Source organism: Friedmanniella luteola, assembly GCF_900105065.1.
GTDB lineage: Bacteria > Actinomycetota > Actinomycetes > Propionibacteriales > Propionibacteriaceae > Microlunatus > Microlunatus luteolus.
The window spans coordinates 1,883,520-1,902,697 of the sequence record NZ_LT629749.1; the positions used below are offsets into that span (position 1 = coordinate 1,883,520).

General features: G+C 75.0%; 20 protein-coding genes. 10 read left to right on the forward strand and 10 right to left on the reverse strand.

Features of this window, described 5'->3' with window-relative positions:
* Nucleotide 1 precedes the first annotated feature (1 nt).
* Nucleotides 2-472: an SRPBCC family protein gene (locus BLT72_RS08915; protein ID WP_091412147.1), complete on the forward strand. Its 471-nt coding sequence runs from the start codon at nucleotides 2-4 to the stop codon at nucleotides 470-472.
* Between the two features lie 7 nt (nucleotides 473-479).
* Here BLT72_RS08915 and BLT72_RS08920 read toward each other — a convergent pair whose 3' ends face one another.
* From BLT72_RS08920 to BLT72_RS08940, 5 genes are all read right to left on the reverse strand, one after another.
* Complete coding sequence (locus tag BLT72_RS08920; protein ID WP_091412149.1) at nucleotides 480-914, reverse strand: DUF1905 domain-containing protein; 435 nt, start codon at nucleotides 912-914, stop codon at nucleotides 480-482.
* A gap of 106 nt (nucleotides 915-1,020) precedes the next feature.
* Nucleotides 1,021-1,860 carry a sugar phosphate isomerase/epimerase family protein gene (locus BLT72_RS08925; protein ID WP_091412151.1) on the reverse strand — a complete coding sequence of 280 codons (840 nt, stop codon included), beginning with the start codon at nucleotides 1,858-1,860 and terminating at the stop codon, nucleotides 1,021-1,023.
* A gap of 56 nt (nucleotides 1,861-1,916) precedes the next feature.
* Nucleotides 1,917-2,795, reverse strand: coding sequence for a sugar phosphate isomerase/epimerase family protein (locus BLT72_RS08930; RefSeq protein ID WP_231930462.1), 879 nt, complete (start codon nucleotides 2,793-2,795; stop codon nucleotides 1,917-1,919).
* A gap of 1 nt (nucleotide 2,796) precedes the next feature.
* Nucleotides 2,797-3,981: a dihydrodipicolinate synthase family protein gene (locus BLT72_RS08935; RefSeq protein WP_091412154.1), complete on the reverse strand. Its 1,185-nt coding sequence runs from the start codon at nucleotides 3,979-3,981 to the stop codon at nucleotides 2,797-2,799.
* On the reverse strand, nucleotides 3,978-5,156 hold the full coding sequence (locus tag BLT72_RS08940; RefSeq protein ID WP_091412156.1) for a Gfo/Idh/MocA family protein: 1,179 nt from the start codon (nucleotides 5,154-5,156) through the stop codon (nucleotides 3,978-3,980). The genes BLT72_RS08935 and BLT72_RS08940 overlap by 4 nt, the downstream gene beginning before the upstream one ends.
* Nucleotides 5,157-5,251: 95 nt before the next feature.
* Here BLT72_RS08940 and BLT72_RS08945 point away from each other — a divergent pair, with 95 nt between their 5' ends.
* The 9 genes from BLT72_RS08945 to BLT72_RS08985 all read left to right on the forward strand — a co-directional run bounded on the left by BLT72_RS08945 (nucleotide 5,252) and on the right by BLT72_RS08985 (nucleotide 15,537).
* Nucleotides 5,252-6,277: a LacI family DNA-binding transcriptional regulator gene (locus BLT72_RS08945; protein WP_091412159.1), complete on the forward strand. Its 1,026-nt coding sequence runs from the start codon at nucleotides 5,252-5,254 to the stop codon at nucleotides 6,275-6,277.
* Between the two features lie 150 nt (nucleotides 6,278-6,427).
* The gene (locus BLT72_RS08950; protein ID WP_091412161.1) at nucleotides 6,428-7,543 is read left to right on the forward strand and encodes a ScyD/ScyE family protein; all 1,116 of its coding nucleotides are present in this window, start codon (nucleotides 6,428-6,430) and stop codon (nucleotides 7,541-7,543) included.
* A 347-nt stretch (nucleotides 7,544-7,890) separates the two neighbouring features.
* Nucleotides 7,891-8,835, forward strand: coding sequence for a TauD/TfdA dioxygenase family protein (locus BLT72_RS08955; protein ID WP_091412163.1), 945 nt, complete (start codon nucleotides 7,891-7,893; stop codon nucleotides 8,833-8,835).
* Between the two features lie 107 nt (nucleotides 8,836-8,942).
* Nucleotides 8,943-10,523 carry an ABC transporter substrate-binding protein gene (locus BLT72_RS08960; RefSeq protein WP_197677242.1) on the forward strand — a complete coding sequence of 527 codons (1,581 nt, stop codon included), beginning with the start codon at nucleotides 8,943-8,945 and terminating at the stop codon, nucleotides 10,521-10,523.
* 10 nt (nucleotides 10,524-10,533) lie between these two features.
* A complete protein-coding gene (locus BLT72_RS08965; RefSeq protein WP_091412165.1) occupies nucleotides 10,534-11,493 on the forward strand; it encodes an ABC transporter permease in 960 nt (319 codons plus the stop codon).
* Nucleotides 11,490-12,371: an ABC transporter permease gene (locus BLT72_RS08970; protein ID WP_172826047.1), complete on the forward strand. Its 882-nt coding sequence runs from the start codon at nucleotides 11,490-11,492 to the stop codon at nucleotides 12,369-12,371. Before BLT72_RS08965 ends, BLT72_RS08970 begins: the two co-directional genes overlap by 4 nt.
* Before the next feature lie 77 nt (nucleotides 12,372-12,448).
* Nucleotides 12,449-14,149 carry a dipeptide ABC transporter ATP-binding protein gene (locus tag BLT72_RS08975; RefSeq protein WP_231930464.1) on the forward strand — a complete coding sequence of 567 codons (1,701 nt, stop codon included), beginning with the start codon at nucleotides 12,449-12,451 and terminating at the stop codon, nucleotides 14,147-14,149.
* 75 nt (nucleotides 14,150-14,224) lie between these two features.
* A complete protein-coding gene (locus BLT72_RS08980; protein WP_157720367.1) occupies nucleotides 14,225-14,914 on the forward strand; it encodes a sigma-70 family RNA polymerase sigma factor in 690 nt (229 codons plus the stop codon).
* 11 nt (nucleotides 14,915-14,925) lie between these two features.
* A complete protein-coding gene (locus BLT72_RS08985) occupies nucleotides 14,926-15,537 on the forward strand; it encodes a trimeric intracellular cation channel family protein (protein WP_091412171.1) in 612 nt (203 codons plus the stop codon).
* A gap of 13 nt (nucleotides 15,538-15,550) precedes the next feature.
* Here BLT72_RS08985 and BLT72_RS08990 read toward each other — a convergent pair whose 3' ends face one another.
* The 5 genes from BLT72_RS08990 to BLT72_RS09010 all read right to left on the reverse strand — a co-directional run bounded on the left by BLT72_RS08990 (nucleotide 15,551) and on the right by BLT72_RS09010 (nucleotide 19,177).
* Nucleotides 15,551-16,609 (reverse strand): NAD(P)-binding domain-containing protein, encoded by a 1,059-nt coding sequence (locus tag BLT72_RS08990; RefSeq protein WP_091412173.1) that lies wholly within the window; start codon nucleotides 16,607-16,609, stop codon nucleotides 15,551-15,553.
* Nucleotides 16,610-16,664: 55 nt separating this feature from the next.
* Nucleotides 16,665-16,964, reverse strand: coding sequence for a DUF2218 domain-containing protein (locus BLT72_RS22715; RefSeq protein WP_091412175.1), 300 nt, complete (start codon nucleotides 16,962-16,964; stop codon nucleotides 16,665-16,667).
* Nucleotides 16,957-17,394 (reverse strand): PadR family transcriptional regulator, encoded by a 438-nt coding sequence (locus BLT72_RS09000; protein WP_231930465.1) that lies wholly within the window; start codon nucleotides 17,392-17,394, stop codon nucleotides 16,957-16,959. The genes BLT72_RS22715 and BLT72_RS09000 overlap by 8 nt, the downstream gene beginning before the upstream one ends.
* A gap of 388 nt (nucleotides 17,395-17,782) precedes the next feature.
* A complete protein-coding gene (locus tag BLT72_RS09005; RefSeq protein ID WP_091412178.1) occupies nucleotides 17,783-18,172 on the reverse strand; it encodes a DUF3099 domain-containing protein in 390 nt (129 codons plus the stop codon).
* Nucleotides 18,173-18,289: 117 nt separating this feature from the next.
* The gene (locus BLT72_RS09010) at nucleotides 18,290-19,177 is read right to left on the reverse strand and encodes a class I SAM-dependent methyltransferase (RefSeq protein WP_091412180.1); all 888 of its coding nucleotides are present in this window, start codon (nucleotides 19,175-19,177) and stop codon (nucleotides 18,290-18,292) included.
* Nucleotide 19,178 lies beyond the last annotated feature (1 nt).

A 19,178-nucleotide genomic window follows, 5' to 3' on the forward strand; every position in this document is an offset into this window, starting at 1 on the left:
CATGGCCGACACCTACACCGTGAGCCGCACCCTGGTCGTCGACGCGCCGCCGGAGCGCGTCCACGCGCAGCTGGCCGACTTCCACCGCTGGGCCGCCTGGTCCCCCTGGGAGGACGTCGACCCGGCCCTGGAGCGCTCCTACGAGGGGGCCGGCTCAGGGGTCGGGGCGGTCTACCGCTGGTCGGGCAACCGGCGCGCCGGCCGGGGCCGGATGGAGATCACCGAGTCGCGGCCACCGGCGCTGGTCCGCGTCGACCTGACCTTCGAGAAGCCGTTCAAGGCGCACAACGACACCTGGTTCGAGGTGGTGCCCGAGGGCGCCGGGTCCCGGGTCACCTGGACGATGACCGGTCGGCTCACGGTCGTGACCCGGCTCATGGGGCTGTTCAGCTCGATGGACAAGTTCCTCGGGCCGGACTTCGAGAAGGGCCTGCAGCGGCTGAAGACCGTGAGCGAGTCGGCCGCGGCCTGAGGCGGCGCTACGGCGCCAGGGCGGTGACGACGGCGGCGACCCGGCGGGCCCGCGTCGCCTCGGCCCTGGCCCCCTCGACCGCGAGCACGTGCCGGCGCTGGTGGCTGTAGGAGAGCCCGGCGAACGCCGCGGCCACGCCCGCGGCGGCCAGGGCCGCCGCGAGGTCGTCGGGGACCGCGACCTCCCGAGGGGCGTCGTCGACCACGACCTCCACCTCGAGCTCGTCGCCGGCGGCGACGCCGCTGGCCGCGCGGACCTCCGCGCTGACCGGGATCAGCGACCGGCCGCCCATCAGGCCGACGCTGGTCCGGTAGGTGTGGCCGTTCAGCGTCACGGCGACCTTGGGGCGCTTCCCGGCGCCCAGGGCCTCGACGACCTCCGGCGGCACCTCCAGCCCGGTGGCGGTCCGGCCGGCGGCCTCGACGGTGGCGGTGAACTTCACGGGCTCAGCATGCCCGCTGGACGCAGAACGCGTGACCGGATGGCGGGTCGACCCACCATCCGTTCACGCGTTCTCCTGCGGGGAGCGGGGCCGGGGCCCCGGGTGCTCAGCGCAGGCCGTGCTCGTTGAAGTAGCGCACGCTCGCCTCGATGCCGTCGAAGATGTGCCCGCCGGCGTAGTGGTCGAACTCGATCACGCCGAACTCCGTCCTCGGGGCGGCCGCGAGGTAGTCGAGCAGCGGCAGCTCGCCCTCGCCGGCCGGGCGCTGGTCCAGCTTCTCCGGGTCCATCCGGGCGGCACCGGGCTCGAACGGGTTGGCGCCCACGACGCCGTCCTTGAGGTGGAGGGCGCGGACCCGCTCGCCGACGCGGCCCAGCAGCGCCGTGACGTCCTGGCGGCCGGTGGCGGCCCAGTAGAGGTCCACCTCCAGCACGACGTCGTCGCGCAGCTGCTCGGCGAAGAACTCGTACGCGGTGAGGCCCCGGAAGGTGGACAGGAACTCCTGGGCGTGGTTGTGGTAGCCGACGCGGAGGCCGTGGTCGGCCGCCTTCTCGGCGGCGTCGTTGAGCCGCTTGGCGTTGTCGAGCACCGCCTCCTCGGTCAGCCAGCGTTCGGTCTCGACGAACGGGTCGATGACGATCTCGAGCCCGACGGTCCTGGCAGCCTCGAAGACGGCCTGCTGGGTGGGCGGGCCGGACCTGGCCCCCTCCTTGAACGCCGGGTCGTCCAGTCCGAGGCCCTCCGACATCAGCGAGGCGTGGCCGGTGCGGGCGCGCAGCCCGGCCTTCTTGAAGGCCTCGTCGAGCGCCGGGGCCTTGTCGACGAAGTCGAACGCCTCGACCTCGCGCAGGCCCATCCCGGCCAGGCGGGCCAGGGTCCCGTCGAGGTCGGTGGCGAGCTGGTCGCGGACGGCGTAGAGCTGGACGGAGAGCACGGGGCTGGTCAACGTCAGGTCCTTCCTCGGTGAAGTGTGGTCGTGGTCACCCTAGCGACGTGGCGCGCTCAGGCGGCGGCCGACCCCGGCCGCTCCAGGGCGGGCAGGACCAGCGCGGCGAACCGCTCCTGCATGGTGGCCAGCACCTGGACGGCCGGCGCGGCCCAGATCTCGGCGTTGAAGATCTCCACCTCGACGGGGCCGTCGTAGCCGGCCGCCGCGACGAGCCGGCTCACGGCCGCGAAGTCGACCACGCCGTCGCCCATCATGCCGCGCGACAGCAGGGCGTCGGCGGCGATCGGCAGGTTGAAGTCGCACACCTGGTAGGCGGCGATCCGCTGCTCGCGGCCGGCGCGCGCGACCTGCTCGGCCAGCTGCGGGTCCCAGAAGACGTGGAACGTGTCGACGCAGACGCCGACTGCGGCGGACGGGTACGGGGCGGCCAGGTCCAGGGCCTGGCCGAGCGTGGAGAGCACCGCACGGTCGGCGACGTACATCGGGTGCAGCGGTTCCAGCGCCAGCCGGACCCCGTGCTCGCGGGCGAACGGGACGAGGTCCGCGAGCCGGTCGGCCACCCGGGTGCGGGCGGCGGCCAGGTCGGTGTCGCCCGGCGGCAGCCCGCCGACCACGAGCACGAGCTCGGTGGTGCCCAGCGCCGCGGCCTGGCGGATGGCGGTGCGGTTGTCCTCGAGCGCGTGCGCCCTACCGGCCGGGTCCGCCGCGGTCAGGAAGCCGCCCCGGCACAGCGTCGAGACCTGCAGCCCGGAGGCGCGGACCAGCGCGACGGCCGCCTCCAGCCCGACCTCCTCGACGCGGTCGCGCCACAGGCCGACGTGCCGGAGCCCGGCGTCCTGTGCCGCCCGCAGGGCCTCGGCCAGGGTGAGGGCCTTGGTGGTGGCGGTGTTGAGGGAGAGCCGGTCCATCCCCGGGGCCTGCGGGGTGGCCACCTCAGGCACCCATCCCGTGCACCGCCAGCAGGCTGCGCATCCGGGCGGCGGCCAGCTCGGGGTCGCGCAGCAGTCCGGCGCCGTCGGCCAGCCGGAAGGTCTGCACGAGATGGGGGAGCGAGCGGCCGGCCTGCTGCCCGCCGACCATGACGAAGCCGGGCTGCTGGCCGTTCAGCCAGGCCAGGAAGGCGACGCCGGTCTTGTAGTGCGGGGTGGGTGCGCTGAAGATGTGCCGGCCCAGCGCCTCGGTGGAGGCGAGCAGGGCGTGCCCGCGGTCCGCGTCGCCGGCGTCGTAGGCCTGCAGCGCCGTGGAGGCCAGCGGGGCGATGGCGGCGAAGATCCCCAGCAGCGCGTCGGAGTGGTGGGTGCCGTCGCCGTGGATCAGCTCGGGGTAGTGGAAGTCGTCGCCGGTGTAGAGCCGGACGCGGGGGGTGACGCCGGCGAGCCGGGCGCGCAGCGCGGTCTCGTGGGCCGCGTCGAGCAGCGAGACCTTGACCCCGTCCACCGTGCCCGGGTGCGCCTCGATCAGCTCGAGGAAGGTCGCGGTGGCGGCGGCCACGTCGCCGCTGCCCCAGTAGCCGGCCAGCGCCGGGTCGAACATCGGGCCGAGCCAGTGCAGGATGACGGGCCGGTCGACCTCGTCGAGCAGGGTGCCGTAGACGTCGAGGTAGTCCTGAGGCCCGTCGGCCACCGCCGCCAGCGCCCGGGACGCCATCAGGATGACGGTGGCGCCGGAGCCGGCCACCAGCTCGACCTGCTCGCGGTAGGCGCCGAGCACGGCGTCCAGGCCCCGACGACCGGTCGGCAGGCTGGTGAGGTCCAGCTGGTCGGTGCCCGCCCCGCAGGCCAGCCGCCCCCCGACGGCGGTGGCCTCGGCGGCCGACCGCTTCACCAGCTCCTGGGTGGCGGCCCAGTCGAGGCCCATCCCGCGCTGCGCGGTGTCCATGGCGTCGGCGACGCCCAGGCCGTAGGACCAGAGCTCGTGGCGGAAGGCCAGCGTCGCGTCCCAGTCGAGCACCGCCGGCGCCCCGGGGCTGTTGTCGGCCCAGCGCTCGGGCACGACGTGCGCCGCCGCGTAGACCACCCGGGAGGTGAGGGGGCCGGACGGCCGGGTCCACGCGCCGGGCGCGCCCAGGGTGTGCTCGGCGAGCAGGCCGTCGGCGGCGGGCAGCAGCAGCGCCGTCACAGCGAGAGCTCGGGGACGTCGAGGGTCCGACGCTCGGCCGAGGAGCGCAGGCCGAGCTCGGCGAGCTGCACCCCGCGGGCGGCGGACTCGAGGCCGAAGCGGTGCGGCCGGCCGGCGACGACGTCGCGGAGGAACTCCTCCCACTGCCGCTTGAAGCCGTTCTCGAGCTCGGCGTTGGCGGGCACGTCCAGCCACTGGTCCCGGAACGGGTCGGTGACGGGCAGATCGGGGTTCCAGACCGGCTTCGGGGTGTGGGCCCGCTGCTGGGCGACGCAGCTCTGCAGCCCGGCGACGGCCGAGCCGTGGGTGCCGTCGACCTGGAACTCCACCAGCTCGTCGCGGTGCACCCGGACCGCCCAGGAGGAGTTGATCTGGCCGACGACCGGATCGCCCGCCGGGGTCTCCAGCTCGAACACGGCGTAGGCGGCGTCGTCGGCGGTCGCGTCGTAGGGGCGCCCCTGCTCGTCCCAGCGCTGCGGGATGTGGGTGACGCTGAGCGCGCTCACGCTGCGGACGCGGCCGATGATGCCCTCGAGCACGTAGGACCAGTGGCAGAACATGTCGGTGGTGATGCCGCCACCCTCCGCGGTGCGGTAGTTCCAGGAGGGGCGCTGGGCGGCCTGCTGGTCGCCCTCGAACACCCAGTAGCCGAACTCGCCGCGGATCGAGAGGATGCGGCCGAAGAAGCCCTCGTCGACCAGCCGGCGCAGCTTCACCAGGCCGGGGAGGTAGAGCTTGTCGTGCACGACGCCGGCGGTGATGCCGGTCTGGGCGGCCAGTGCCGCCAGGGCGACGGCGTCCTCGAGGGTCTCGGCGACCGGCTTCTCGGTGAAGACGTGCTTGCCGGCGCGCATCGCGCGCTGCAGCAGCGCGGAGCGGTGGCTGGTCATGCCGGCGTCGAAGAAGACGTCCACCGTCGGGTCGGCGAGCACGCCCTCCACGTCCGTGGTCCACTGCTCGACCTTGTGCTGCTGGGCCAGGTCGACGAGCTTGCGCTCGTTCCGTCCCACCAGGATCGGCTCGACCTGCACGCGGGAGCCGTCCGGCAGGGTCACGCCGCCCGCCTCGCGGAGCGGCAGGATGGAGCGGAGCAGGTGCTGCCGGTAGCCCATCCGCCCGGTCACGCCGTTCATGGCGATGCGGAGGACGCGCGGTCGGTCGACGGCTGAGGTCATGGAGACTCCTGGTCGGTGCGGAGAGAAAGCGCTTTCCGCACGCTACACTCCTGGTCACGAGGCCGTCAAAGGTCTCCCGGAGGGCTGGAGAACAGGTGCCTGCGGTACGACTGACCGACGTCGCGGTGCGCGCCGGCGTCTCCCTGGCCACGGCGTCCCGGGTGCTCAACGGCTCTCTCCGCAGCCCGGCCGAGGCGATCGCCGTCCGCGTCCGGGCGGCCGCCGACGAGCTCGGCTACGTCGCCAACGCGCAGGCCCAGGCGCTGGCCCGCTCGTCCACCGGGCTGGTGGGCGTCGTCGTCCACGACATCAGCGACCCCTACTTCTCGAGCATCGTCCGCGGCGCCCAGCACGCCGCGCGGGAGCGGCGCAGCCAGGTCCTGCTGGCCAGCACCGACCGCCACGAGCAGAGCGAGGTCGACGCGGTCAAGGCCTTCGCGACCTACCGCACCGACGCGATCATCCTGGCCGGCTCCCGGGGCGCGCACTCGGACCAGGCCCTCACCCGCGAGCTGGTGCGCTACACCGCCAACGGCGGCCGCCTGGTCACCTTCGGGCACACCGGGTTCGCCGGGGCCCGCGTCGTCGAGGTGGCGAACGAGGACGGGGCGGCCCGCTTGGTGACCGCCCTCGTGGCGCGGGGCCGGCGTCGCTTCGCCGTCCTGGGCGGACCGGAGGAGCTGGTCACCACCCAGCACCGGGTCGCCGGGTTCCGCCGGGCCCTGGCCGCCGCGGGGCTGGAGCCCCTGCTCGTGGTCCGCGGTGAGTTCACCAGCGAGGGCGGCCGCAGCGCGGCCGAGGCCTGCCTCGAGGCGGCCGGCCCGGGGACCGAGGGCTCCGACCAGCCGCTCTGCCTGCTGGCGGTCAACGACGTGATGGCCCTGGGGGCGCTCGCCGCCGTCCGGGCCCGCGGCCTGCGGGTCCCCGCCGACGTCGAGGTGGCGGGGTTCGACGACATCCCGACCCTGCGCGACTTCGACCCGCCGATGACCACGTTCCGGCTGCCGCTGGAGGAGATGGGTCGCCGGGCGGCCGAGCTGGCCCTGGCCGCCGACGACCCCGGCGCCGCGCACATCGAGGGCGAGGTCGTCCTCCGGCTGAGCGCCGGCGCCGAGCGCTGATCCGCCGCGCTCGGGGACGGGCGGGCATCCTGGCGGCCGTCGGGTGCGAGGACCAGTGGCGTCTTCTGGTACCTGGCCGGTCGCTGGAGCCGTCGCTACGGTCCGAGGCGGCCGGCAACGGGGCCGGCCTCCCACCGTTCAGGAGCGACCATGGTTCTGTCCCGACCCGGCTGGCGTGCTGCCGCCGTCTCCCTCTCCCTGCTCACCGCCGTCGGCACGGTCGGGCTCGCCCCCGCCGCCACGGCGCACGAGCGCGACCACCGCGACCGCGACCGCGTCCGGGTCGTCGCCACCGGACTCGACAACCCGCGCCAGATGAGCTTCAGCGGGGGTGCCCTCTACGTGGCCGAGGCCGGCGAGGGGGGCACGGCCGACTGCGCCGCCGGTCCCGAGGGTCGCGTCTGCTTCGGGAAGAGCGGGTCGATCACGCGGGTGACGGCCCGCGGTCAGCGTCGGGTCGTGACCGGCCTGCCCTCGCTCGCGGGCGAGACGACCGGGGCCAACGCGATCGGCGCGGGCGACGTGAAGGTCTACGGCCACCGCTACGCGGTGCTGCTGGGGCTCGGCGCCGACCCGACCTCGCGCGTCGGCAAGACGCCGGGCTACGAGAAGCTCGCCACCCTCTCCACCGGTCGGCTGGGCAGCTCCCGGCTGCGCGTGGTCGCCGACATCGGGGCGAAGGAGATCAGGTCCAACCCGGAGCCGACGGACCTCGACAGCAACCCGGTGGGCCTGCTCAGCACCGGCCGGTCGACCTACGTCGCCGACGCCGGGGGCAACACCGTGTACAAGGTCGGACGGCACGGCAAGGTGCGCACGGTGGCCGTGCTCCCCAGCGTGCCGGCGGCAGGGTTCCCCGACGCCGACGCCGTCCCCACCTCCGTGGCGCAAGGTCCCGACGGTGCGCTCTACGTCAGCCAGCTGACCGGCTTCCCCTTCCCGGTCGGGGGATCGAGCATCTGGCGGGTCGTGCCGGGTCACGCGCCGACCAGGTACGCCACCGGCCTGACCAACGTCACCGACCTGGCCTTCGACCGGCACGGCCACCTCTACGCCGTCCAGATCGCCGCCAACGGGCTGCTCGCCGGCGAGGCCGCGCGCGGCTCCGTCGTCCGGGTGCGACCGGGTCACTCGACGCACACGACGATCCTGGGCGGGCTGATCGCCCCCTACGGCATCGCCCTGCACGACGGCGCGGCGTACGTCACGATCCACGCCACCGAGAAGAATGCCGGACAGGTGCTGCGCATCCCGCTGCACCACTGAGTCCTGCCCTTCCCGCCCACCCAGACGCCACCGGTGCCCCGCACCGGTGGCGTTCTGCGTGTGCCGGGCCCTGGAGCGCCCGTCTGAGACGACAGTCCACCATCCGGACAGCCCTTGTGGGCCACGTCGCCAATTCCCTACTGTCACACCATGCTTACTCGGCAACTAGACCCGCGCAGGCCCGGTCCGGGCCCCGCCGGTTGTTGTCGTCGCCCCCGCCGGGTCTCCTGACCCCTCGGGCCGCGCCTCGCGCGCCCACGCACGCCTCTGCCGTGCCGCTCCACCACCCCCGCCTGGTCCTCCCCGACTGGACCAGGCGCCACCACCCGTCCCGAAAGGACACCCGCATGACCCTCCTCCAGGACCGTCTAAGCACCACCGACGACGGCTACGCCCGCATCACCGTCCGCCCGCTGGGCGAGAGCATCGGGGCCACCGTCGGCGGCGTCCGGCTCGGCGGCGACGTCGACCCGGCGGCCGTCGCGGAGATCCGCCGCGCCCTGCTCGCGCACAAGGTCGTCTTCTTCTCCGGCCAGGACCACCTCGACGACGCCGGACAGCACGAGTTCGCCTCGCTCCTCGGCACGCCCACCTCGCCGCACCCGACCGTGCGCGGCAACGACAACGGGGTGCTGGCCATCGACTCGGAGCGCGGCAAGGCCAACAGCTGGCACACCGACGTCACCTTCGTCGACCGCATCCCGGCCATCAGCCTGCTCCGGCCGCTCATCCTGCCCAGCCACGGCGGGACCACCGTCTGGGCCAACACCGCGACCGCCTACGAGCGGCTGCACCCGGCGCTGCAGGCCCTCGTCGACCGGCTGTGGGCCGTGCACACCAACCTGTACGACTACGTGGCCGAGCGCGACGAGAAGCGCATCGGCGGCATCGACATCGAGGAGCAGGCCTACCGCGACGAGTTCGCCTCGCAGGTCTTCGAGACCGAGCACCCGGTCGTCCGCGTGCACCCGGAGACGGGGGAGCGGACCCTGCTGCTCGGTCACTTCGTCAAGCGGTTCGTCGGGCTGAGCAGCCACGACTCGGCCGACCTGTTCACCCTGCTGCAGCGCCACGTCACCCGGCTGGAGAACACCGTCCGCTGGCACTGGTCCTCGGGCGACCTGGCCATCTGGGACAACCGCGCCACCCAGCACTACGGCGTCGCCGACTACGGCGACCAGAAGCGGCTGCTGCACCGCATCACCCTCGCCGGCGACGTCCCGGTGAGCGTCGACGGCGTCAGCTCCACCCCACGCCAGGGCGACGCCTCCGCGTTCTCCGCCCTGGTCTGACCCCTCCCTCCCTCCCTCCCCCCTCGCGCCGAGTTGTCAGCGCGGGTGGTCCGAGCGACCACCGCGGCTGACAACCCGGTCCGAGGTGCGCCCGAAAGGCCACGCCCGTGCTCCCTCCTGTCCTCGACCGCCGCCGCCTGCTCCAGGGCGTGGCCGCGCTCGGCCTCGCCGCCACCGTGGGAGGGGCCGCGGCCTGCGAGTCCGCCGTCAGCCAGGCGAGCAGCGCCGGCGACGCGGTCGGCGAGCCCGTCCGCGGTGGCACCATCGCCGCTGGCATCGTCGCCGACCTGATCCCCGGCAACCTGCTGACCAACTCCAACACCGGCATCACCACGGTCGTCGGGCTGGTCTTCGACTCCCTGATCCGCTACCCGAACGACCAGGTCGAGCCGGCCCCGCGGCTGGCCACGGCGTGGGAGCTGGCACCGGACGGCCGCTCGCTGAGCCTCGACCTCCGCGACGACGTCGTCTTCCACTCGGGCCGGCCGTTCACGTCGAAGGACGTCGAGTTCTCGCTGAAGGCCTACGCCGACCCGCTGTGGACGGCCCAGCTGCGCAGCACCGCCGCGGCCATCACCTCCTACGACACCACGGAGCCGCACCGGGTCGTGCTGGGCTTCGACCACCCGCTGGGCAACGTCTTCGACCTGCTGGACACGGCACCGGTCCTCGACTCCGAGACCGTCGAGCAGCTGCGCACGGGCGAGCAGATCATCGGCACGGGGCCGTTCAGGCTGACCTCGTGGTCGCCGAACTCCGGCCTCCGCCTCGACCGGAACCCCGACTACTGGGTGCCCGGGCGGCCCTACGCCGACGCGGTGGACGTGAGCGTCATCACCGACCCCAAGGCCCTGCTGGCCGCGCTCCGCAGCGGCCAGGTGCAGTTCGCCAACGGCCTCGGCTCCCTGGACGTCGAGAACCTCGCCCGGGGCGACGGCTTCGACGAGATCCGACTCGAGGGCGCCGAGCAGCAGCTCTACGTCGGCTCCAACGTGACGGCGAAGCCGCTGGACGACGTCCGGCTGCGGAAGGCGATCGCGTTCGCCCTCGACCGCGACCGGGTGGTCGCGGAGGTGCTGCGTGGGGCCGGCTACCCGGTCAACCTGCCCTGGCCGACGTACTCACCGGCCTACGACGAAGCCGGGAACTCGACCTACGCCCGCGACCTCGACCGGGCGAGGTCGCTGGTGGCCGAGGTCGGGAACATCCCGGCCCTGCCGCTCACCTACACCCCGACGCCGACGCAGACCGCGACCGCCGCCATCGTCCAGGCCGACCTGGCCGAAGTGGGCATCACCGTCACCCTCGACCCGGTCGACGGCGCCCAGTTCGTCAAGCAGCTCATCGGCGCGAAGTTCCGGGGGCTGTGGCTGGCGACGCACTCGTGGGCGCAGTACACACCTTCGACGCTGACGGTGAGCGCCTACCCCTTCAACGCCCGCAAGAACGCGTCGCAGTACGCCGACGACGACTACGTGGCCGACGCCGACGCCGCCTGGAGCGTGGCCGACGGCACCAGCGCGGCGGCGGTGGCGGCGTACGCGAAGGTCTCCGAGGACCTGCTCGACGCGGCCTTCCTGGCCGAGATCGCCGTCCTGCTCCCGCAGTGGGTGACCTCGTCGAGGCTGCGGGGCGTCTCCTACACCAAGCGCGCGGAACTCCAGCTGACCGACGCCTGGCTGGCCTGAGGAGACGACGATGCTGCGCTACCTGCTGCGCCGGCTGCCCTCGGCACTCGCGGTGCTGCTGCTGGCCTCTGCGGCCATCTTCGGGATGCTCCGGCTGGTCCCGGGCGACCCGGCCACGATGCTGGCCGGGCCCGACGCCCCGCCCGAGGCCGTCGACGCGATCCGCGCCGAGCTGGGCCTCGACCAGCCGCTGGTGCGCCAGTACCTCAGCTGGCTGGGCCACGTGCTGCGGTTCGACCTCGGCCGCTCGTACCTGATCGGAGGCGACATCGCCGACCTGGTGCGCGCCGGGCTGAGCAACACGCTGGTGCTGACGGGTGCGGCGGTCGGGATCACCGTGGTCGTCAGCCTGGGGCTGTCGCTGCTGTGGGCCCGGACCCGGAGCCCGCTCCTGGACGGCCTGCTCACCACGACCAACGCCCTCGCGCTGGCCCTGCCCACCTTCGTCACCGGCGTCCTGCTGGTGCTGGCGTTCGGCCTGTGGCTCCCGGTGCTGCCCACCGGGGGCACCCCGCCCGACGGCTTCGTCGCCCGGCCCGACCTGGCGGTGCAGTACCTGCTGCTGCCGGCGGTCTGCCTGGCGCTGCCGGCCACGGCCGGGCTGACCCGCTTCCTCACCGAGGCGCTCCGCACCGAGCTGGCGTCGCCGTACGTCGTCACCGCCCGTGCGGCGGGGGTCCGGCCGCGTCGGCTGCTGGTCGGGCACGCCCTGCCCGCGGCACTGCCCACCTACCTCACAGCCCTCGGCCTGCAGGCGGGCGGGCTGCTCGGCGGCGCCGTGCTGGTCGAGGCCGTCTTCACCTGGCCCGGCCTCGGTCAGCTGGCCGCCCGGGCGATCGACAGCCGGGACTACCCGGTGGTGCAGGTGCTGCTGCTGCTCTCGGTCGCCGTGTTCGTGGCCGTCCAGCTGCTCACCGACGTCGTGCACGCCTGGCTGGACCCCCGCGTCCGGATCGGCGGTCTGACGTGAGCGCCCTCACCGACGCGGTCACCGGCACCGCCCTCGTCGGCGGGGCCGGCCGACGTCGTCGCCGGCCTGCGCTGGTCGCGCTGACCCGCGGGTCGGGGCTGGCCGGGGCCGTCCTGCTCGGGCTCGTCGTCGCCGCCGGCCTCCTGGCCCCCGTCCTCGCCCCGTACGCCCCGGAGGCGCAGCTGGCCGGGGCCAACCTGCTGCCGCCCGGTGCGGCGCACCTGCTGGGCACCGACGAGGTGAACCGCGACGTGCTGTCCCGGACCCTCTTCGGCATCCGCACCGACCTCGTCATCGTCTTCGTGGCGGTGCCGCTCGGAGCGCTCCTGGGGACGGCGGCGGCCCTGCTCGGGACGCTCGCCACCCCCCTCGACGTCGGCCTGCAGCGGCTGTTCGACCTGTTGCTGGCGTTCCCGACGCTGATCTTCGCGATCGGGCTCACCGCGGTGGCGGGGCCCGGGACACTGACGGTCATCACCGTCATCGCAGCGGTCGAGACGCCGGTGTTCGCCCGGGTGCTGCGCAGCGCCGTGCTCCGGGTGCAGGAGCTGCCCTACGTCGAGGCGGCCCGGACGATGGGCGCCGGCCGCTGGTGGCTGCTCCGGCGGCACGTGCTGCCCAACGCCGCCGAACCGCTCGGTGTGCAGCTGGCCCTCTCGCTGTCCCTGGCCGTGTTCGTCGAGTCCGCGATGAGCTTCCTCGGCATCGGGGTCCGGCCACCGGCGCCGTCGCTGGGCGGGCTGGTCAGCGACGGCATCGGCTACGCCGAGACGAACGCCGCCTACGTGCTGGGCCCGCTGGCCGTCGTGGTCGTCCTGGTGCTCGCCCTGCAGCTGCTGGCCCAGGCCGTGGCCGGGGCCCGACGGGTGGGCCGATGACCGCCCCGACGCGGACCCCGTCTGCTGGTCCCGCCACGACCGGGCGCCCGGCTCCCCGCCCGGTGCGTGGGGGCGCGGTGCTCCGCGTCGACGGCCTGCGGGTCGAGTTCTCGGGGGTCGAGGGCCCGCCGGCCGTCGACGACGTCTCCTTCTCGGTGCGGCGGGGGGAGGTGCTGGCCCTGGTCGGTGAGTCGGGCTCGGGCAAGAGCGTGACCGCGCAGGCGGTCCTGGGGCTGCTGCCCGCGGCGGCGCGCACGTCGGGCTCCGTCCGGCTCACCGCGACCCCCGACGAGCGTCCGGCGCACGAGCAGCCCAACCTCCTCGGGGCTCCCGAGCCCGCCTGGCGGGGGGTGCGCGGCCGGGTGGCGGCCCTGGTGTTCCAGGAGCCGCAGACCGCCCTCAACCCGGTCCGGACGATCGGCTGGCAGCTGGCCGAGGCGGTGCACGCCCACCGGCGGGTGTCCCGTGGGGCCGCCCGCGCCCGAGCCGTCGAGCTGCTGGCGACCGTCGGGGTGCCCGACCCGGAGCGGCGGGCGCGCGCCTACCCGCACCAGCTCTCGGGCGGGCAGAAGCAGCGGGTCGTGATCGCGCTCGCCCTGGCCAACGACCCGGCGCTGCTGATCGCCGACGAGCCGACGACCGCCCTCGACGTGACCGTGCAGGCCGAGATCCTCCAGCTGCTGGGGGAGCTGCGGGTCCGGCTGGGCACCGCGGTGCTGCTGATCACCCACGACATGGGCGTGGTGGCCGACCTGGCCGACCGGGTGCTGGTCATGCGGGGCGGCCGGATGGTGGAGCGGGGCGAGGTGGTGTCGCTGTTCGCCGCACCCTGCACCGAGTACGCCCGGGAGCTGCTGGGGGCGGTGCCGCGGCTGCCGGCCCCGGCCGCCGCCCGGGTGGGGGTGACCGAACCCGTGCGGGCCGAGCGCCCCGCGCCGGTCGGCCCGGCCGCCCTGGAGGTCGTCGACCTCGCCGTCGACCTCGCCGGGCGCGGCCGGGCCCGGGACTTCCGGGCCCTGGAGGGTGTGTCCCTGCGGCTCGATCCCGGCCGCGTCCTCGGGGTGGTGGGGGAGTCGGGGTCGGGCAAGACGACCCTGGCGCGCGCGGTCAGCGGTCAGCTGCCGGCCGCCCGCGGGCGCGTCCGGGTGGAGGGCGTCGACCTGGCCCGGGCGCCGACCTCCGAGCTGCGCCGGCTGCGCGGCCGTCTGGGCGTGGTCCACCAGGACCCGGCGACCACGCTCGACCCGCTGCTCACCGTCGGCGAGAGCGTCGCCGAGCCCCTGCTGCTGCACCCTGCGGCGCTCCGGGCCAGGAGGACCCGCGGGTCGGCCCTGCGGGCGCGGGTCCGGGCGCTGCTGGAGGAGGTCGCGCTGCCGGCCGGCACCGAGCACCGGCAGCCGCACGAGCTGAGCGGGGGTCAGCGGCAGCGGGTCGCGCTGGCCCGAGCGCTGGCGCTGCGGCCGGCCCTGCTGCTCGCCGACGAGCCCACCAGCGCGCTCGACGTCACGGTGCAGGCGGGCATCTTGCGGCTCTTCGCCGAGCTGCAGGCCCAGCACGGTTTCGCCTGCCTCTTCATCAGCCACGACCTGGCCGTGGTCCACCAGGTGAGCGACGACGTCCTCGTGCTCCAGTCCGGTCGGGTGGTGGAACAGGGCCCGACGTCGGAGGTGCTGACCCGGCCGACCGCCGCCTACACCCAGCGGCTGCTCGCCGCGGTCCCGGTGCCGGACCCCGTCGAGCAGCGGGTCCGCCGCTCCGCCGGGGGTGCTGCGGGCTGAGCGGGACGGTCCCCGGGTCGACACGCCCAGGACACCCAGCAGCCCGTGCGGAGAGGAGTCGCGCGGCAGAGTATCGTGCGCTACAGAACGACGTCCCGGCTCCGGCCGGGAGGTCCGGGGGCGCACGGTGTCCTGTTCTGCCGGCTCGGGGTCGAACCGGAGGTACGACCCCTGAGCACGTTGCTGACCCGTCCGCGGCAGGCCGACGACGACCTGGTCGAGGCCTCCCTGGTCGACCTCCTGGCCGCCTCCGGGGCCGGGGACGAGCAGGCGTTCCGGGTGTTCTACGGACGCACCCGCGGGCACGTCCGGGTCCTCGTCCACAGCCTGGTGCGGTCACCCGAGACCACGGCGGACGTGGTCCAGGACGTCTACGCCGCCGCCTGGCAGAACGCGGCCCGCTACGACCCGGCTCGGGGCGCCGTGCTGGCCTGGCTCGGCACGCTGGCCCGGCGCAAGGCGATCGACCGGATCCGCCAGCTCACCCGGCAGGCGAGCCGCGACCTCGCGCACGCCCGGCAGCACGCGTCGGACGAGCCGGTCGACGAGGTGTGGGAGGGGGTGCTGCGCCGCGTCGAGGCCGTCCGGGTGCTCGCGGCCCTCGAGACGCTGACGCCGGGCAAGCGCGAGGTGCTGCGGATGACCTACCTCGAGGGCTGCACGGCGGTGCAGATCGCGGAGCGGCTCGGCCTGCCGGTCGGCACGGTGAAGACCCGGCGGCGCGACGGCCTGCTGATGCTGAGGACCCTCCTGCAGGGGGCGTGAGACCCTGACGGGTGTTCCTCGCCCTGTTGACCTACGTCGGCATCGTCGTGTTCGCGGCCTCCGGAGCCCTCGCGGGGGTCCGGCGCCGGCTCGAGCTGTTCGGCGTCTGCGTCGTCGGCCTGACCGCCGGTCTGGGCGGCGGGATCGTGCGCGACCTGCTGCTGGGCGTCACCCCGCCGGTCTCGTTCGACCGGTGGACCAACGCCACGGTCGCCCTCGGGGCCTCGCTGCTGGTCTTCTACGTCCACCCTCACCTGGGCCGGCTGCGCGGGGTGATCGGGGTCTACGACGCGGTCGGCCTCGGGCTCTTCGCCACCACCAGCGCCTCCTACGCCCTCGACCTCGGCGCCAGCCACTTCGCGGCGGTGCTCATCGGGGCGGTCGGAGCGGTGGGCGGCGGGGTGCTCCGCGACGTGCTGGTGAACGAGGTGCCCCTGCTGCTGCGCCGCGACCTCTACGCCGTGCCGGCTCTGCTCGGCGCGCTCGTGGTCGTCGTGTGGGCCGCGCTCGGTGGCCCCGGGGACCTGGGGCTGCTGGTGGGCACCGTGGCGGCGACCGGTCTGCGGCTGCTGGGGATGTGGCGGGACTGGAACTTCCCCGTGTCGGCGGTGGAGCCCACCTGACCCGGTCCGGTGCTCAGGCGGCAGCCTGTCGCAGCCGGGCCAGCACGGCGACCGCCGCGGCCCGTCCCGCCCGGTTGGCCCCGATCGTGCTGGCGGAGGGCCCGTAGCCCACGAGCTGCACCCGGGGGTCCCGGACGGCCGTCGTCCCGTCCAGCTGGATGCCGCCGGCGGCCGAGCGCAGGTGCAGCGGCGCCAGGTGGGTCACGTCGGGCCGGAAGCCGGTGGCCCACAGCACGGCGTCGGCGCGCTGCTCCCGGCCGTCGGGCCAGGCCACCCCGGTGGGGGTGAGCCGGGCGAACATCGGCTCCCGCACGTAGACCCCGCGCTCGCGGGCCCCCTGCTCCTGAGCGCGCAGGGCCAGGCCGGTGACGCTGACGACGCTGGCCGGCGGCAGGCCCTGGCGGACCCGCTCCTCGACCAGGGCGACGGCGGCTCGCCCGGCCTCGGGGGTGAAGTCGGCGTCGCGCCACACCGGCGGCCGCCGGGTGACCCACGTGGTGCTCGCCACCGCGCTGAGCTCGGCGAGCAGCTGGACGGCCGACGCCCCGCCCCCGACCACGACGACGTGCTGCCCGGCGAAGTCGCCAGGTCCGCGGTAGTCGTGGGTGTGCAGCTGGCGGCCGCGGAAGCCCGCGGCACCGGGGTAGACCGGGATGAAGGGCCGCTGCCAGGTGCCGGTGGCGTTCACCAGGGTGCGGGTCAGCCACGCCTGCTCGCCGGCGCGCACCCGCAGCAGCGGACCGGCGGGCTCCACCCGGTCCACCCGCACCGGGCGCCGGACGGCCAGCCGGTACCGCCGCTCGTAGTCGGCGAAGTAGGCCGGGACGACCACGTTGGCGGGCTGGTCGTCCGTGAAGGAGGGCAGGGCCTGGTCCGGCAGCGTCGCGATGCCGTGCACGTCGGCCATGGTCAGGGTGTCCCAGCGGTGCTGCCAGGCCCCGCCGGGCGCGGTGTCGGCGTCGAGGACCAGGAGGTCGCGACCGGGGCTCAGCCCCAGCCGCGCGAGGTGGTGGGCGGTCGAGAGCCCGGCCTGGCCGGCGCCCAGCACGACCGTCGAGAGCACTGCGTCCACGGGGGCACAACACCGGCGGGGCGGGCTTCCTTCCGCCGGGCCGGACCCGGGCCGGTCAGGCGTCCGGCCCGGTCCAGACCACGACCAGGGCGTCGCGCCGGCCGAAGCGCTCCAGGTGCGAGCCGACCACGTGCTGCACCCCCGCGAGGGACTCCGGCGAGGAGGCCTCCGCGCGGAGCTCGAGCCCGGCACCGCCGGGGACGAGCAGGCAGCTGCCGTCGCCCAGCACGACGCGGCGGCCCTCGGCCTCCTCCCGGACCTCGGCCTTGTGGCCGAGGTGGGAGGCCAGCTGCTTGGCGTACCGCTCGCCGACGCTGGTCGCGACCGCCGCCCGGGCGGTCCAGCGCTCAGCCACGGTCACCCTCGGCCTCGCCCGCCAGGATGAGGTAGAGCGAGCGGCGCGCCTCGGCGAGCACCGCGGTCGCCGCCTGCACCTGGGCCGGTGTGCCGGAGACGGCCACCTGTCGGGCCGCGGCGTGCAGCTCGTGCAGCGGCCCGCGGAGGTCCGGACCCGGGGCGGCCCCCTCGACCTGCCCGAACGGGTCGCCCCACCCGGCACGTTGCTCCTCGACGTGGCCACGGCCCGCCTCGGTGAGCGTGACCAGCTTGCGCCCGCCGTCGACCGCCGTGGTCACCAGCCCATCGTCCTCGAGCTGGGCGATCGTCGGGTAGACGGCGCCGGGGCTCGGGCGCCAGGCGCCGTCGGTGCGGTCGGCCATGGCCTGCATCAGCTGGTAGCCGTGCATGGGGCTCTCGCTCAGCAGCAGCAGGGTGGCGATCCGCACGTCACCGCGCCCCGCGCGCCCCCGGCCGCCGCCGCGGCGTCCGCCGCGCGGACCTCCGCCGTCGGGCCGGGGACCTCCGCGGCCGTGACGGCCGCGCTCGTCATCGGGACCACCGTGGTGGCCCCGCCGTCCCGGTCCGTGGCGCCCCTCGGGGCCGGGTCCGGGCTGTCCGTCGTGGGGACGGAACTCGTCGCTGTAGAACATGGCGTTCTCCTTCTCATCGGTTGCTGTGAGCGTATCACGATATATCGCGATACAACATCAACGACGAGCGGTGGGGAGCGACCAGGGGGCGTGGACGTGCAGCGAGGCACCCCTGGCGTGCCGGCGCCCCGCTGCCGGGGTGCCGGGCGACCGGAGGGGTGCCTCGTGGAGGTGTGAGGAGCCGTCAGGCGGCGGGGCGCAGCGGCTCGTCCTCGACGACGTCACCCTCGATGACCTCGGCGTGGTCGCCGACGGTGAGCTGGGGCAGCGGCTCGGGGGTGGCGTGCTCGACCTGGCTCGGCGTGGTGCGCTCGTCCGACTGGTTCGCGAGCACCACGGCGACGTAGGGCAGGAAGACCGCGAACGCGAGGAGGGTCCAGCGCAGCCACCCCTCGACGAACACCATGGAGACGAAGCAGGCCATCCGGAACGCCATCGCCAGGGTGTAGCGCCGCACCCGGCGGCTCAGCTCGACGCTGGAGGCGCCCCGGGCGTCGGTGATCACGGCGGCCTCGGGGGGCTGGTGCCGGAGGTGGGGACGGTCGCCCTTCGGTGCGCTGACCTGTGTGGACATGGTCCCAACCTAGGTCGCGCGCGACCCGATCGGGGGGACCGGGGGCGTCGGGAGGATCACGCATCCACCGGCGGCCCAGCACAGAAGGGTGGGGCCGCCGCTGGTGTCCGGCGCCACTCAGACCCGGCGCGCCAGCCAACCGGTGCGGCTGCCCTGCACCCGGAGGTCGCCCCGGCGCAGCAGGCCGTGGGGCGAGGTGTCGTCGAGCAGCAGGTCCAGCGTAGCCAGGTCGTCGGCGGCCAGGTCGTCGGCGAGCCGCGGCCGGAGCCGGCTGAGGTAGGACCGCGCGTAGCGGGCGGTGGCCGGCTCGGGCTGGGGCGGTGTCACCGAGAAGGTCCGCCGCTCCACCGTGACGAAGCCGGCGCGCTCGAGCGCCTCGTCCCAGTCCGGGTACCGGTCGAACGGGGCCGGCTGGGCGTCGAGCGCCGCGTGGCAGCGCAGCTCCAGGCCGGGGCGGCCGACGCCGAGGTCGTCGGGCAGGAAGCGCGAGGCCGAGGTCATCTCGGTCACGGCCAGCAGGCCACCGGGCCGCAGCGCGTCGTGCACCTGGCCGAGCAGCCGGCCGGGGTCGGCGACGTGGTGCAGCGAGAGCGCCGCCCAGGCGAGGTCGAGGTCGGCGAGACCCGGCCAGCCCGCGTCCAGGTCGGCGCAGACGGTCCGCACCCGGTCGCCCAGGTCGGCATCGGTGGCGGCGGCGGAGAGCCGGCTGAGCATGGTGGCCGACGCGTCCACCGCGACCACCTGGGCGGCGGGGAAGCGGCGGGCGAGGGCGAGGGTTCCGGTGCCCGTCCCGGCACCGAGGTCCACCACCCGCTGCACGTCCGGGCCGGTCGCGCCGGCCACCCAGCCGACGACGTCGTCGAGGTAGGCGTGCAGCACCTCCCCGTCGAGGTCGAGGATCTCGGCCAGCCCGGCCTCGTCCGTCTCGCCGTGGGCGTGGCCCTCGCCGGCGTGGTCGTGGTGGTGGGCGTGCGGGGTGTCCCGCTGGTGGTGTCCGTGGTCCATG

What these genes read in the sequence shown, in the direction of transcription:
- BLT72_RS08915 (WP_091412147.1), top strand. Translation starts at nt 2, where the DNA reads ATGGCCGACACCTACACCGTGAGCCGCACCCTGGTCGTCGACGCGCCG.
- BLT72_RS08940 (WP_091412156.1), bottom strand. Translation starts at nt 5,156, where the DNA reads ATGACCTCAGCCGTCGACCGACCGCGCGTCCTCCGCATCGCCATGAAC.
- BLT72_RS08950 (WP_091412161.1), top strand. Translation starts at nt 6,428, where the DNA reads ATGGTTCTGTCCCGACCCGGCTGGCGTGCTGCCGCCGTCTCCCTCTCC.
- BLT72_RS08955 (WP_091412163.1), top strand. Translation starts at nt 7,891, where the DNA reads ATGACCCTCCTCCAGGACCGTCTAAGCACCACCGACGACGGCTACGCC.
- BLT72_RS08965 (WP_091412165.1), top strand. Translation starts at nt 10,534, where the DNA reads ATGCTGCGCTACCTGCTGCGCCGGCTGCCCTCGGCACTCGCGGTGCTG.
- BLT72_RS09005 (WP_091412178.1), bottom strand. Translation starts at nt 18,172, where the DNA reads ATGTCCACACAGGTCAGCGCACCGAAGGGCGACCGTCCCCACCTCCGG.
- BLT72_RS09010 (WP_091412180.1), bottom strand. Translation starts at nt 19,177, where the DNA reads ATGGACCACGGACACCACCAGCGGGACACCCCGCACGCCCACCACCAC.